The 14703-nt window shown below is 42.7% G+C and carries 11 protein-coding genes; 6 read left to right on the plus strand and 5 right to left on the minus strand.

What is annotated here, in order from left to right; genetic code table 11:
* The first annotated feature begins 74 nt into the window (after positions 1 to 74).
* From fusA to NSMS1_RS16260, 4 genes are all read left to right on the plus strand, one after another.
* On the plus strand, positions 75 to 2153 hold the full coding sequence (gene fusA, locus NSMS1_RS16245; protein ID WP_224085602.1) for an elongation factor G: 2079 nt from the start codon (positions 75 to 77) through the stop codon (positions 2151 to 2153).
* 22 nt (positions 2154 to 2175) lie between these two features.
* Positions 2176 to 3405, plus strand: coding sequence for an elongation factor Tu (tuf, locus tag NSMS1_RS16250; RefSeq protein WP_224085604.1), 1230 nt, complete (start codon positions 2176 to 2178; stop codon positions 3403 to 3405).
* A 160-nt stretch (positions 3406 to 3565) separates the two neighbouring features.
* Complete coding sequence (rpsJ, locus tag NSMS1_RS16255) at positions 3566 to 3883, plus strand: 30S ribosomal protein S10 (protein WP_010998474.1); 318 nt, start codon at positions 3566 to 3568, stop codon at positions 3881 to 3883.
* 203 nt (positions 3884 to 4086) lie between these two features.
* Positions 4087 to 4734, plus strand: a complete 648-nt coding sequence (locus tag NSMS1_RS16260; protein WP_224085605.1) for an LON peptidase substrate-binding domain-containing protein — start codon at positions 4087 to 4089, stop codon at positions 4732 to 4734.
* A gap of 9 nt (positions 4735 to 4743) precedes the next feature.
* Here the strand turns inward: NSMS1_RS16260 and pheA are convergent, their stop codons facing one another.
* Complete coding sequence (gene pheA, locus NSMS1_RS16265; protein WP_224085606.1) at positions 4744 to 5619, minus strand: prephenate dehydratase; 876 nt, start codon at positions 5617 to 5619, stop codon at positions 4744 to 4746.
* Positions 5620 to 5701: 82 nt separating this feature from the next.
* A complete protein-coding gene (locus tag NSMS1_RS16270) occupies positions 5702 to 7387 on the minus strand; it encodes a phospholipid carrier-dependent glycosyltransferase (protein WP_224085607.1) in 1686 nt (561 codons plus the stop codon).
* Between the two features lie 314 nt (positions 7388 to 7701).
* On the opposite strand from NSMS1_RS16270, the gene NSMS1_RS16275 reads away from it, so the two are divergent.
* Positions 7702 to 8289, plus strand: coding sequence for a DUF1997 domain-containing protein (locus tag NSMS1_RS16275; RefSeq protein WP_224085608.1), 588 nt, complete (start codon positions 7702 to 7704; stop codon positions 8287 to 8289).
* 145 nt (positions 8290 to 8434) lie between these two features.
* On the opposite strand, the gene NSMS1_RS16280 is transcribed toward NSMS1_RS16275, so the two are convergent.
* Positions 8435 to 9109, minus strand: a complete 675-nt coding sequence (locus tag NSMS1_RS16280; protein ID WP_224085609.1) for a ribonuclease HII — start codon at positions 9107 to 9109, stop codon at positions 8435 to 8437.
* 1 nt (position 9110) lies between these two features.
* Between NSMS1_RS16280 and NSMS1_RS35120 the strand changes: the two genes are divergently transcribed.
* Positions 9111 to 9242, plus strand: a complete 132-nt coding sequence (locus NSMS1_RS35120) for a hypothetical protein (protein ID WP_263432515.1) — start codon at positions 9111 to 9113, stop codon at positions 9240 to 9242.
* Between the two features lie 146 nt (positions 9243 to 9388).
* On the opposite strand, the gene NSMS1_RS16285 is transcribed toward NSMS1_RS35120, so the two are convergent.
* Entirely contained in the window at positions 9389 to 11458 is a 2070-nt protein-coding gene (locus NSMS1_RS16285; protein WP_224085610.1) for a ribonuclease E/G, read from the minus strand.
* Positions 11459 to 12013: 555 nt separating this feature from the next.
* Positions 12014 to 14662, minus strand: coding sequence for a TIGR03960 family B12-binding radical SAM protein (locus tag NSMS1_RS16290; protein ID WP_224085611.1), 2649 nt, complete (start codon positions 14660 to 14662; stop codon positions 12014 to 12016).
* Positions 14663 to 14703 lie beyond the last annotated feature (41 nt).

Consider the following 14703-nt stretch of genomic DNA (forward strand, 5'->3'; position numbering starts at 1 on the left):
TTCTCTAAGAGTATAGAATCTTAACAAAGAGTAATATACAAGATATCATGAGGCAAAAACTATAGGAGGCTATTGTGGCACGTACAAACCCGCTAGAGAAGGTACGCAATATCGGTATTGCGGCGCATATAGATGCGGGCAAAACCACGACTACAGAGAGAATATTATTTTACTCTGGCATTATTCATAAAATTGGTGAAGTTCACGAAGGAACTGCTGTAACTGACTGGATGGAGCAAGAGCGGGAACGGGGTATTACCATTACTGCTGCGGCTATCAGTACCAGTTGGAAAGATCACCAAATTAACATTATCGATACTCCTGGTCACGTAGACTTCACAATTGAAGTTGAACGCTCAATGCGGGTGTTGGATGGTGTAATCGCGGTATTTTGTTCCGTAGGTGGTGTACAACCCCAATCTGAAACAGTGTGGCGGCAAGCAGACCGTTACAAAGTGCCTCGAATTGCCTTCATTAACAAGATGGATCGCACAGGCGCGAACTTCTACAGAGTTCACGAACAAATGCGCGATCGCCTGCGGGCTAATGCCATTGCCATTCAGTTGCCCATTGGTAGTGAAAACGACTTCAAAGGCATCGTAGACTTAGTACGTAAACGTGCATATATTTATACCAATGACCAAGGTACGGATATCCAAGAAACGGATATCCCGGAAGATATGCAGGATAAAACCGAAGAGTACTACACCAAGCTCATAGAAGCAGTTGCTGAAACTGATGATGACTTGATGACTAAGTACTTTGAGGGTGAAGCACTCACAGAAGAAGAAATTCGTACTGCTCTGCGTAAAGGTACAATTGCCGGTACTATCGTACCCGTACTTTGTGGCTCCGCCTTTAAAAACAAAGGTGTGCAGTTAATGTTAGATGCAGTTGTAGATTATCTACCTGCACCAACAGAAGTACCCCCCATTCAAGGCACACTTGCTAATGGGGATACCGTAGAGCGTCGAGCTGATGATGCAGAACCCCTAGCGGCTTTGGCATTCAAGATTATGGCTGACCCTTACGGCCGCCTCACCTTTGTTCGTGTTTATTCAGGCGTTCTCAAAAAAGGTAGCTACGTCTTAAATGCTACTAAAAACAAGAAAGAACGGATTTCTCGTCTAGTAATCTTGAAAGCAGATGAGCGACAAGACGTTGAAGAACTAAGAGCAGGTGATTTGGGTGCTGCACTAGGATTAAAGGAAACTTTGACAGGTGATACCATCACTGATGAAGGCGCACCAGTAATTCTAGAATCCCTGTTTATTCCTGAGCCTGTAATCTCAGTAGCGGTTGAACCCAAAACTAAGAACGACATGGACAAATTGTCCAAGGCTCTGCAATCTCTGTCTGAGGAAGATCCAACCTTCCGCGTCAATGTTGACCCTGAAACCAACCAAACTGTAATTGCCGGGATGGGTGAACTCCATCTGGAAATTCTCGTAGACCGGATGTTGCGCGAATTTAAAGTGGAAGCGAACGTTGGTGCGCCACAAGTGGCTTACCGCGAAACGATTCGTAAAACAGTCACCAACGTGGAAGGTAAGTTCATCCGTCAAAGTGGTGGTAAAGGTCAATACGGTCACGTTGTGATCAATTTGGAACCAGGAGAACCCGGTACTGGCTTTGAGTTCGTCTCTAAAATTGTTGGCGGTGTAGTACCTAAAGAGTACATTGGCCCCGCAGAACAAGGTATGAAAGAAAGCTGTGAATCAGGTATTTTAGCTGGATATCCTTTAATTGATGTCAAAGCAACGCTAGTTCATGGTTCTTACCACGATGTAGACTCTTCAGAAATGGCTTTCAAAATTGCTGGCTCAATGGCAATGAAAGAAGCTGTACTCAAGGCTTCACCAGTTCTGTTAGAACCTGTGATGAAAGTTGAAGTAGAAGTTCCTGAAGACTTTATCGGGAACGTTATTGGCGACCTCATCGCCCGTCGAGGGCAGATTGAAAGCCAAAGCACTGAACAGGGACTCGCTAAAGTGGCATCAAAAGTTCCACTGGCGACCATGTTTGGCTACGCCACAGATATCCGGTCAAAAACCCAAGGTCGGGGTATCTTTACGATGGAGTTCAGCCACTACGAAGAGGTGCCTCGCAGCGTAGCTGAAACTATCATCGCAAAAAGCAAAGGGAACGCTTAATTAAAAAAGGAAACGAGGATTCATGGCACGCGCAAAGTTTGAAAGAACCAAACCCCACGTAAACATCGGTACAATTGGCCACGTTGACCACGGTAAGACAACCTTAACAGCAGCTATCACCATGACCTTGGCTGCTTTAGGCCAAGCAGTAGCTAAAGGCTACGACCAAATTGATAACGCACCTGAAGAAAAGGCGCGGGGTATCACCATTAACACCGCTCACGTTGAATACGAAACCGCTAACCGTCACTATGCCCACGTAGACTGTCCTGGTCACGCTGACTATGTGAAGAACATGATTACTGGTGCGGCGCAAATGGACGGAGCAATTCTCGTAGTTGCTGCTACCGATGGTCCTATGCCCCAAACCCGTGAACACATCCTGTTAGCTAAACAGGTAGGCGTTCCCAAGCTGGTAGTCTTCCTCAACAAAGAAGACATGATGGAAGACGAAGAACTACTAGAGTTGGTAGAACTAGAACTCAGAGAATTGTTAACTGAGTACGACTTTGATGGCGATGAAATCCCCATCGTGAGAGGTTCTGGTTTGCAAGCTCTCGAAGCAATGACCAAGAGTCCTAAGACTCAACGTGGCGAAAATCCTTGGGTAGACAAAATCTACGCATTAATGGATGCTGTAGATTCTTACATCCCCGACCCAGAACGCGCCATTGATAAGCCCTTCTTGATGGCGGTAGAAGACGTATTTTCTATTACTGGTCGTGGTACAGTTGCTACCGGCCGGATTGAGCGTGGTAAGGTGAAAGTCGGCGATACTGTGGAACTAGTAGGTATCAGAGATACCCGCAACACCACTGTTACCGGGATTGAAATGTTCAAAAAGAGTCTTGAGGAAGGTATGGCAGGAGACAACGCTGGTGTACTCCTCCGTGGTATCCAAAAGGCTGATATTGAACGCGGTATGGTAATCGCTAAACCCGGTTCTATCACCCCTCACACCCAATTTGAAGGTGAAGTTTACGTTCTCACCGAGAAAGAAGGTGGTCGTAAAACTCCATTCTTCCCAGGCTACCGTCCTCAATTCTACGTGCGGACAACAGACGTAACCGGCACTATTACAGCTTTCACCTCAGATGAGGGTGCTGCGGCTGAAATGGTAATGCCAGGCGATCGCATCTTGATGACCGTAGAATTGATCAACCCCATCGCTATTGAGCAAGGTATGCGCTTCGCTATTCGTGAAGGTGGTCGTACCATCGGTGCTGGTGTCGTTTCTAAAATCGTCAAGTAGCACCTTTTAAACCATAACTAAGAGCAGAGATGCTAAATGCTTCTCTGCTCTTTTATCTGACCTTATATTAGGCATTGGGAAATAGTGAACTAGATAAACACAAACTTCACTACTCCCAACTCCCCACTCCCCAAACTCATCAGAACCTGGAAAATTTAAGATGGCAACTCTACAGCAGCAGAAGATAAGAATACGTTTACAAGCTTTTGACCGTCGTTTATTAGATACATCTTGCGAGAAGATTGTTGATACAGCTAACCGGACTAACGCTACAGCCATAGGCCCCATTCCCTTACCTACAAAACGGAAAATCTACTGTGTGCTGCGATCGCCACACGTAGATAAAGATTCCCGCGAACACTTTGAAACCCGCACCCATCGCCGGATTATTGACATCTACCAACCTTCATCTAAAACTATCGATGCGTTGATGAAACTAGATTTACCCTCTGGTGTAGATATCGAAGTGAAATTGTAATTTAGTCTATAGTCCACAGTCCGTAGTTGAAACTAATGACTATTGACTAATGACTAATGACTTCTGTATGAATATTTACTCTGCCCTGAGAAATTTCTTTCAGGGCTTTTTATTTACCTAAGAACAAGTGATAGAATGTAAAGGAAATACGGGAAAAGCAGAGAAAGAGAAATTTTAAAGATTAAATTTATACTCAGGTAAAAATGACATCTTCTTCTAGAATTGCCGTCCGCGAACTACCTCTGTTCCCGTTACCCGAAGTAGTTCTGTTCCCCACCAGACCGTTACCCCTACATATTTTTGAGTTTCGCTACCGAATCATGATGAACACGATTTTGGAAAGCGATCGCAGGTTTGGGGTGTTAATGGTTGACCCAGTGAAGGGTACAGTTGCCAATGTAGGCTGCTGTGCAGAAATTATTCACTACCAGCGCCTACCAGATGACCGGATGAAAATGTTGACTTTGGGACAGCAAAGATTTCGGGTTTTAGAATATGTAAGGGAAAAACCCTACCGCGTTGGTTTAGTAGAATGGATAGAAGACCATCCGCCAACAAAAGATTTGCGTCCTTTGGCGACTGATGTAGAACAATTACTACGGGATGTTGTTCGTCTTTCAGCAAAAATTACCGAACAAAATATAGAAATTCCCGAAGAATTGCCAGACCTACCTACAGAATTATCATACTGGGTAGCTAGTAACCTATATGGTGTAGCTGGAGAGCAGCAATCATTGCTGGAAATGCAAGATACGGCTGCCCGCCTAGAACGAGAAGCAGAAATTTTGACCACCACCCGTAATCACTTAGCAGCTCGTTCTGTTTTGAAAGACACTTTTAATACGAAGTAATAGCCTGCATCATTGTGGATTATTAACTGACAGTACACTATAGCTACCAAAAATTTTTAAAACTTCTGTGTAGGCATTTAGTTCTGCCAGAGCAGTTTCCATCTGTGGTGTACTGACATCAGATTCTATATCAATAAAAAATAGATATTCTCCTAGCGATCGCTTTGTAGGACGAGACTCAATACGACTCAAGTTAATTCCCAAGTGAGCAAATATTTGTAGTGGTTTAAGTAAAGCTCCGGGTACGTTGGCTGGCACACTAAAAGCAATAGAAGTGTGGGTAGGATTTTGTCTAGGTAGTTGATGCACAACCTCAGCTTGTGCTTGACTAACTACCCAAAAGCGAGTACAGTTCTCTGGATAGTCGTTAATATTACGGGCTAGTATGGGTAAATTGTACAATTGCGCCGCTCTACTAGAAGCGATCGCTGCTATTGTCAAATCCTGCTCTAATTTTTGTAGAGCTTCAGTTGTAGAATTGATGGGGATAACTTGGACATTGGGGAGAAAAGCGCCCAACCATCCTTGACACTGGGCTAAAGCCTGGGGATGAGAATAAACAGCTTTGATTTGATCTAAACTGTTAGCACAAGAAATTAAAGTATGAGCGATCGGCAAGACTAAAGCTGAGTGGATTTGCAAGCTGTCCAACTGCCACAATGTATCCATCGTCATAGTGACGCTGCCTTCAATTGAATTTTCTACAGGCACAACAGCTAACTCAGTTTTTCCGGCAGCAACGGCTTGTAGGGACTGGGCTATGCTTGGACACGGATATAAAATAGCTTCGCTTTCAGTTGTGTGAGTTAGCCAGTTAACATACAAAGCAGCAGCTTGTTCCGCATAAGTGCCTGGCGGCCCCAAATGGGCAATAGTTAAGGACATACGTTTAAACCTGATCGTTCTGTGAGATTTATAGACTATACCTCAGCCAAACCATGCTTGAGGAAATGATAAATTATTTTTGCTAATTCATTGAACTCTGGCAATGGTACAGTTTGTAACTGTATTCCCCCGCAGTTTTACCATATTGTTTATCCTGTACACATTGCTGAGATGCCAAATTAATCGGAGTACGGAACTCAACTAACCATACATCCAGAGGTCGGGTAATTTTCGCTATTGTGTCCTGTAATTTCTGCTCAGAATCAGTATATTCTTGACTGTTGGAATCTTTACCTGCTAGAAAAAATTGGACATTAAAATCTGCTTGCTGTTGAAATTCCCAAGCCAACCCCATCATCCTGCCAGTTTGCCCATGATGTAAATGTTTTGTTGCAATCAGCGTATTATGGGGGGAAACTCTATGAATAAGCGAAGCGAGAATATCTGGACGTTGGTTTTGCAAATAACCAAAATTCCCATCTACAATTATTCCTCCCAATAACGCCATTAGCAAAATTATACTGACGCTAACTTTCCCGTTTACAAGATGCTGCCAACAACCTGCTAATCCAGCCCCTAAAAGTAAAATAATTGCTGGTGCATAAATATATTGAAATCGTGCAGCTAAAGTTAAATCCTTACTTAGAATATAAGTAAAGAATAAACAGAGGAAGACGGTTGTTAACAGATACTCATACAAGATTTGTATCTCTAAACGACCATCAGACGATTTTTGTTGTGTTTTCAGCCCATAAATAATCTTAGGTAAGCTCCACAATAAAAATAGTAAAGTTGCCATACCAGAAGCAATAACAATCCCTATAGATAAGCTTGTAAACGCAGAAGGTAAGAGCAATAGCATACTAATATTCCACAGCAGTAATCGCCCTATAGGTTCTAGCCATCTGGTCTGCGGGTTACTAATGGCTACCCAATTTGTTAAGTCATTATCAGGAATACTTTGCCAGAAAGGTATCCAAACAAGACAGCCAATTAATGTACCTAAGACGGCTATCAAAATAGGCCACCAATTTGATTGTCGAGAGTTTTGCTTTCTGGTGCGCCAAATGTGAGCAAATAATACTAGTGCTTCCGCAGCCAGAGTTAAAGCAAAAAAATAATGGGTAGCCATACCTAAACTATTAATGGCTACCCAAGCTAATACCGTCCACAAAGGTAGAGATTGCTGGCTGTGGATAGATTGAATGGCTTTGATACAACAATATAAAGAAGCAATTACCAATAACATCGCCAAAGTGTAATGTCTGGCTTCTCTACCTAGAAAAACAATGTAGGGAGAAAGTGCCATCATCGCCGCCGCCATCTGTCCGACTAACTTAGAACGGAAGGTAAGATAACCAAAGCTAAACATGGCGGGAATTGATAACACACCAAAAATAGCACTAAGCGATCGCGCCAGCCAAATTGAGGCAATTTCCCCTGTTGGTGAAAACAGTTTCATCCAGAAATGGGCTAAGACAAAATAGGCTGGTGGATGGGTACTCTGCGTTAATAGTTCATGAATAACGCTGTTAATACCATTTGCCGGGTCAACTCGTAATGGCTGCAATAGTATATCGGAACTAATAACTTCATTGAGTGGTACGGTGCGGAAACTATTGCCCAGGCTGAAAACCATCGTGGCGCATTCATCAGTCCAAGGCGGTAAAGCCGCCAGACGCAGAAATCGTAAGAAAATACCAATAACTAGCCACAACAGCAATAGTAATAGGTGAGGGCGGTTTTTTATGATTGATGTTGTCAACATCCTCCAACCCTGAATTTTTGATTCACTATGCAACTCATATTTGTTATATTTTTTACATCAAAATGACTTTGAATCATTAACTCCTGCACTGCAAAAATTTATTAAGCAGAAATGCGTGCAATTTGATTTATAATTCCTATGTCTAAAGATAGTGATAAAGCTTTTTTAAATTATACATAGAGGGAAAACAATAACAAAAGATAGAGTTTTTATATAAGTAGTATTTATTTTGCAATTACTTTGGCAAAAACAAAGAATAAATATCATAAATTAATTAAGATATATAGATATAAAACAATTGATTTTTCTAAATCATGCTTACCAAGTTTACTGCCTCCCAACCAGTAGAAATTGCAGTACCAGATCAACCTATTCCTATTCAGCACTACTTACGTCAGCCACAACGTCTAGTTAATGCTTTAGTTGATCAAAAACGTATTCAGCAACTTTCTGAGGAAATATTTCGTTTAAAAATGCGTCCTCTATCTTTCATGTCATTAAGTATTCAGCCTACCGTAGACATGAGAGTTTGGGCAGAATCTAACGGAACTATTTATCTGCGATCGGTGGGTTGCGAAATTCGCGGTTTTGAGTATATTAACCAACGTTTCTCTTTAAATTTAAGAGGATATTTATCACCGTATCAATCTAGTACTGGTACTCGTCTAGAAGGTAGAGCTGATTTAGAAGTGCAAGTTGATTTACCTCCACCTTTTTCTTTCACTCCTAAGCCAATTTTAGAAACTACTGGTAATGGTTTACTCAAGAGTGTTTTATTGACGGTAAAACAAAGATTATTGCATCATTTATTAGCAGATTACCGCCAATGGGTAATTTCGCAAACTCAAGAACAATCTTTAAGTAAGGATGATACTCAATTGCCAATTCTGAATATAGAGTAGTTGAATCTTGAAAAGAGTTACTGCTAAGACTTGACTGTATGGCGTAAACAATATTACCTATGTCTATTTGGTATCAGTTGTCAGTGATAGATAAAAACTGACAACTTTTTTATTTTTTGAATTAACAAAAATAATGATGAATTAGCTAAGTAAGCTGAATTTGGCAGGGACGGAAAGACTGACGGTGTAAAGGTGAAGCACCGTATTCTTGCAGGGCTAATAAATGCTTTTTACTACCATAACCTTTATTACTTTTTAAATCATACATGGGGTATTTTACTGCTAGACGCTGTATCAAATCATCACGCCAAACTTTAGCCACGATACTAGCGGCGGCAATATTGAGCGATCGCTCATCTCCCTTAATAATAGTTTGTTGTGGCATAGGTAAACCTTTTACTGGCTGATTACCATCCACTAAACATAGTGCAGGTTGTACTTTCAGCTTTTGTACAGCCCGCCTCATAGCTAAGATTGTTGCCTGTAAAATATTGATTTGGTCAATTTCCGCAGTTGCCGCATAACCAATTCTCCAATCTATAGCCAAAGTGCAAATTTGCTGCGCTAACTGAACTCGCCGAGAGTGAGATAATTTCTTACTATCTTTAATCTCGGCTGTGACTAACTGAGAAAAAGCACTAACAGGCAATATTACAGCCGCCGCAACTACAGGGCCAAAAAGAGCGCCCCGCCCTACTTCATCTATCCCTGCTACTAAACCTGAGATATTTGCTAAATCAAAAGAAAACTCTAGCCAACTAGTTGCCTCTAGGGCTAAGGGTAACTCTAGAGTGTGGGCAGTTTGCCCCCTCTTCACCATAATGACAACTCACACCGATACAAAATATCTGAGCGATAGGTTAATGCCATTCTCCAAAACTCAGCAACAGCCACAAACACAAGAAATCCTGTCTAATCTAGCTTTGTTAATTTTGAATTGGCATAACATCTAAATAACACTAGCGCGTCTACTTTAAAGTGGTGCAAAAAATCCCTTTTCTTATCTCTAAGCTTTCTGTACCTCTGTGGTTTATTCATGCACTATTTGAACATAGACGCGCTAGTCATGTTATTTACAAGTAAAATTCAGCCTAGATTCTTAACTCTCATCACCCGTGTCTGAGTCTGTCGCAGAGGAACGACGACGACGACGACGGCTGGCTGTAGTAGCGCTGGTAGTTTCGGACTCTTCAAGAGTTGAGACTACTTTTATCGGCTCAGTTACCGTTGCTGAGACAGGTTTAGGTTCTGATTTTACTTTTGGCGTACTCACTTCAACACTAGGTGTCACTGTCGCTACTGGCTCTGGAGTAACTTCGGGTGATGCCGCCGGTGTTTGTCCTGGTTGAACAATGTTAATAATTACCGCTTTAGGATTTTTCACTTCCTGCTCTAACTTAATGAGCGGAGAAACTCCCATCAAGGCGAAAATATCTTGCTCTTCTAACGTCATTTCCACAGTCTTGATTTCCGGTGGTTCTACCACTGGCTTAACTGGCTCTGTTTTGATGACTTTAGTCCGTTCTACTCTGTCAGTCCAACTAGATTTACCCAAGTTAGGTGTGGGTAACTCTGGTGTTGTGCTTAATTCGCCATCCGTATCTAGGTCTAAATCTGGTTCACCAATAAAACCTATAGGATTACCATTAATTCTTGGTTCATCTTTGCCATTAGTCCCATTGATGCCAATGCGACTACGACGGGTACGGGCGCGGCGTTTGTTTTGGTCGTTTAGTTCTTGGTAACTAGGATGATTAATTAAATTTAAAGAACCCAAGTCAGAATCATTTTCAAATCCATCACCAAAGCTATCGTAAGTTTCCCGTGGTTCGGGAATACGTGCAGTTGGTAAGCGTGGCTCTCTTGTAGGCAAAGATACAAAACGCTCTGGCGCTTCTACTGGTGCTGATGGCGTAGGTAAGCGACTTTCGTTTTCTCCAGGTAAATGTACTGTATGTCCTAAGCCGCCACAGGTGGGGCAGGTATTACCAAACAATTCATATATATTTTGCCCTTGACGCTTCCGAGTCAGTTCTACTAAACCTAGTTCTGTGAGTTGGGCAATTTGCGGACGGGCTTTATCTGCGCGGAGTGCTTTATTAAAGTGTTCGAGAACCTGTAACTGGTCACGCCGGGATTCCATATCGATGAAATCAACAACTATCACCCCAGCAATGTTTCGCAGACGTAGCTGACGAGCAATTTCTGTGGCTGCTTCGCAGTTTGTCCACAAAACTGTTTCTCTCGCCGTTGCCGATCGCGTGAAGGAACCAGAGTTAACATCTATTACAGTGAGTGCTTCTGTTGGCTCAATTATGATATATCCGCCGGAAGGCAAATCTACCCGTGGTTTGAGGGCTTCGCGGATGGCGGCATTGATGCGGAAATATTCTAAAATTGGAGAGCGATCGCGGTGATGGTCAATCAGCAGTCCTTGTGGTGTCTGTCCACCGCTCCAGTTTTGTAAATACTGTTTGACTCGCTTCAAACCGGTACTAGAATCAACCACAATTCTATTGACATCCGCACCGTACATATCACGTAATACGCGCTGGATGAAGTCATCATCACGGTTAAGTAGTGCTGGCGCACGAGTTGATTGTGCTTCTTGTTGGATAGCTTCCCATTGCTTTTGCAGCACTTCCAAATCTTCAATAATTGCTTCTTCTGGCTTGCCTTCTGCTTCTGTACGCACCAACAAACCCATACCAGCAGGTTTAATTAAAATTGCTAATGCACGTAAGCGGTTACGTTCACTTTCACTCTTAATCCGTCGTGATAAATTTACACCCCGACCGTAGGGCATCAATACCACATAACGTCCGGGCATTGTGATATTACCTGTCAGCCTTGGGCCTTTTGTTCCCGTTGGCTCTTTCATTACCTGCACCAAAACTTTTTGTTGTGGTGCTAATAATTCTGTAATTGCTGCTGCGGATCGTTTTAAGCGTAAAGGGCCTAAGTCTGTTACATGAATAAAACCGTTACGTTCTGGATCGCCAATATTTACAAAAGCGGCATCAATACCAGGTAATACATTTTCTACTGCACCCAAGTAGATGTCACCGATTTGATGATGGCCTGTAGCTACAACGAGTTCTTGTATTTGATCTTCCGAAAATACAGCAGCAATTTGATGCTGCTCCGCGATAATAATTTGTTTTGGCATTCAATTTCCTCAAAAATCGGCAGTATCAACAGGCTTGGAGGTTTGTTATGCCTCTCGCCCCTGCCAGCCTCCAAAGACACTGCTGGTAATAAAAATTGTGAAGTTGAGCTTCAAAATAAAAAGCTATTGACTAGAAAATTGCGTTGATACGCCTGATTATTCCAGAACGGCTGCATATTGTCTAAGCAAATAAATCAACCGTCCTTGGTTGATTTCTGAATGTGATACCTTCACCATCTAGGGATTAGGCATTCAGCAGTGGTTTTTAAAGCATGGTGGTAGAGAAGCCGGCGAGCCTGCTGTTAATCCTAGTTCACAAGATAGCTATAAAGAGAGTGTTTTTTAATCTGCCTTAATTTGTCCGGGATAAAATCCTAGAATTTGCACTCTAATATCTTTACTTTTGCTCCCTGATTATCAGGGTAGTAGTGAACCAGTTTGTTCAATGCAGCGCCAGAAAATTTCTCTTGACCCCATTCTAACGCAACCTTGCCAAAAATCAATTCCCACGATGTACCACAAAAGAGTAACTACTAGCAAGTTACTCTCTAGGGATTATACCGCTAAAATTAGTTGATTGCGATGAATGTGCAGAAGATGAAATTCTTCTTTACCAGCAACTGCTTCTAGCATAAATAGAATTTGTTCGGGACGCAATAGTACACCGTCAAGACGGCAGCTACCCACATAACGCAAAACTGCTGTAGATTCAGCTTCGCGCTTATGGGTTGAGACTAATTCCAACTCAAACAAACGTGAGCGCAGATTTACTATTTGGCTCTTACCAGATTTGGTAATCTGTTCGTAGAAGATTTCGTCTCTTGCTTGGATGGCTTCAATCCAGTTTTGCCATTGTATAGATGTTACTTCCCCAAATACTGCTACTTTAATTACATACTCTGCCTTATCTAAGATTTGGTTAGCGGCTGGGGATTTTAAATCTATCTGTTCTACACGATATACAGGTATATCTGGAGGTAGTTCATCAGTTAGTTTTTGGAGAAACGCATCTACTTCTACTGGTTGAGTTAATTCAAAATCCACAATTTCACCACTGCTAGTAGCGCCCAATGCTAAGGCACTAGCTACAGCAATGCGAGGATTGGGATGAAACCCACCAGTATAAGCCACTGGTAAACTTGCCCTTCTCACCACGCGGTCGAATAGACGCATTAAATCCAAGTGGCTGAGTAGAGCTATATCGCCTTGTTTACCAAACCAAACTCGTAGCCTTTGAATTTTGGTGGTGTTAGGGACAAACTCTCCCGCAAATTGAGGAATTGGTGGTGGTTCAATGACGATGTTGTGACCAAAATCAGTGCCACAAACGCCACAATGCGAACAACCTTCAAAAGAGCAATCAGGAACAATTGCCGCTTCTAGAGCGCGTTGTAAGTCCTCTTGCAGCCACTTTTTATCTATGCCTGTATCTATATGATCCCAAGGAAGGGGAGCGTTAAGAGAATGGGGAGTGGGGAGTGGGGCGTTGTGAGTAGCTATAACTTCTCCCCCTACTCCCTCATCTCCCTCATCAGTATGGAACAAATTCCACTCGCCGTTTTCTACTTGGCGATACTTCCAATCTAGACCAGCTTCAGCGATCGCATTTTCCCAAGCGGTGAAAGCTTTATCTAAGCCTTCATACCAAGAATCCATACCTGCGCCTAATTCCCAGGCTCTACGCAATACTTTACCCAAAGTGCGATCGCCTCGTCCAATGAAGTCTTCCATTGCCGAGATGCGAACATCGGTAAAGTTGACTTTTACCCCACGTATCCGGCGGAATGCTTGACGCAATAAGTTTTGTTTGCGCTTAAATTCTGCCGTCGCTACAGAGTGCCATTGAAATGGGGTGTGAGGTTTGGGTGTAAAGTTGGAAATTGTAATGTTGAAGTTAAGGGGTCTTCTGCCTTTGGCTCTACATTCCCGTTGTAACCAACTTACCGTTTCTGCAATCCCGAAAACGTCGGCATCAGTTTCCCCTGGTAAGCCGATCATGAAGTATAACTTGATTTTATCCCAGCCTTGTTCCCAAGCTGTTTTTACACCTCTTAATAATTCTTCGTTGGTTAACCCCTTGTTGACTATATCCCGCATCCTTTGAGTACCGGCTTCTGGGGCAAAGGTGATGCTACCTTGCCTTGTACCGCCCAAGATGTTGGCAATGTTCTCATCAAATCTATCTACTCTTTGGCTAGGGAGAGATAAGGAAATATTTTCATTTTTTAATCGATTCTTAATTTCCATCCCCACAGCTGGTAGGGATAAATAATCAGAACAACTCAGGGACAATAAGGAAAACTCATTATAACCAGTTGCCCGCATTCCCTGCTCGATCGCATCTACTACTTTCTCTGGTTCAACATCTCTAGCAGGACGGGTCAGCATTCCTGGTTGACAGAAGCGACAGCCACGAGTACAACCCCGGCGAATTTCTATTGTTAAGCGATCGTGTACAGTTTCTACATATGGTACTAAACCAATGGAATAGGCGGGTATGGGGGTAGCAACTCGCCGTAAAATTCGTTTGGGTACATTTGGGCGTAGCGGTTCTACAGCACCACTGGCTGTCATTTGGTAAAACATCGGCACATAGACACCTGGTATTTGTGCCAAATCGAGGAGTAAATCTTCTCGACTTAATCCTGCTTTTTTACCTTCTTCTAATATCAAGCCAATTTCGCTTAGAAGTTCTTCACCATCTCCCAAGGCAAAAAAGTCGAAGAAGTCGGCATAAGGTTCAGGATTTGATGTTGCTGTTTGTCCGCCAGCAAAAATTAGGGGGTAATTCCCTTGTAGGCGTTCTCGCCAAGTTAGGGGTATTCCTGCTAAATCCAACATTTCCAGAATGTTAGTAGCCCCTAGTTCATAACTGAGACTAAAACCTAAAATATCAAATTCTCTGAGCGATCGCTTGGACTCGACAGCAAATAGGGGAGTATTTGTCGCCCTGAGTTTTGCTGCTAAGTCTGTCCCTGGTAAATAGGCGCGATCGCATAGTTGTCGTGGTTGGGCATTCAGGATGTTATAGAGAATGATATGCCCTAAATTGGATGCCCCGACCTCATAAATTTCTGGATAAGTTAATACCCAACGTATGACGGCGGTATCCCAAGGTTTATGTACTGCTAGGCGTTCGTTACCTAAGTAACGCGCCGGTTTTAGAATATCCGGTGTGATTAAGTTTTCAAATGCAACAGCCACTGTGCTAACTTCGAGCTACTTTGAATTACAGCTACTCACCT

It is taken from the genome of Nostoc sp. MS1 (genome assembly GCF_019976755.1).
Taxonomy (GTDB): domain Bacteria; phylum Cyanobacteriota; class Cyanobacteriia; order Cyanobacteriales; family Nostocaceae; genus Trichormus.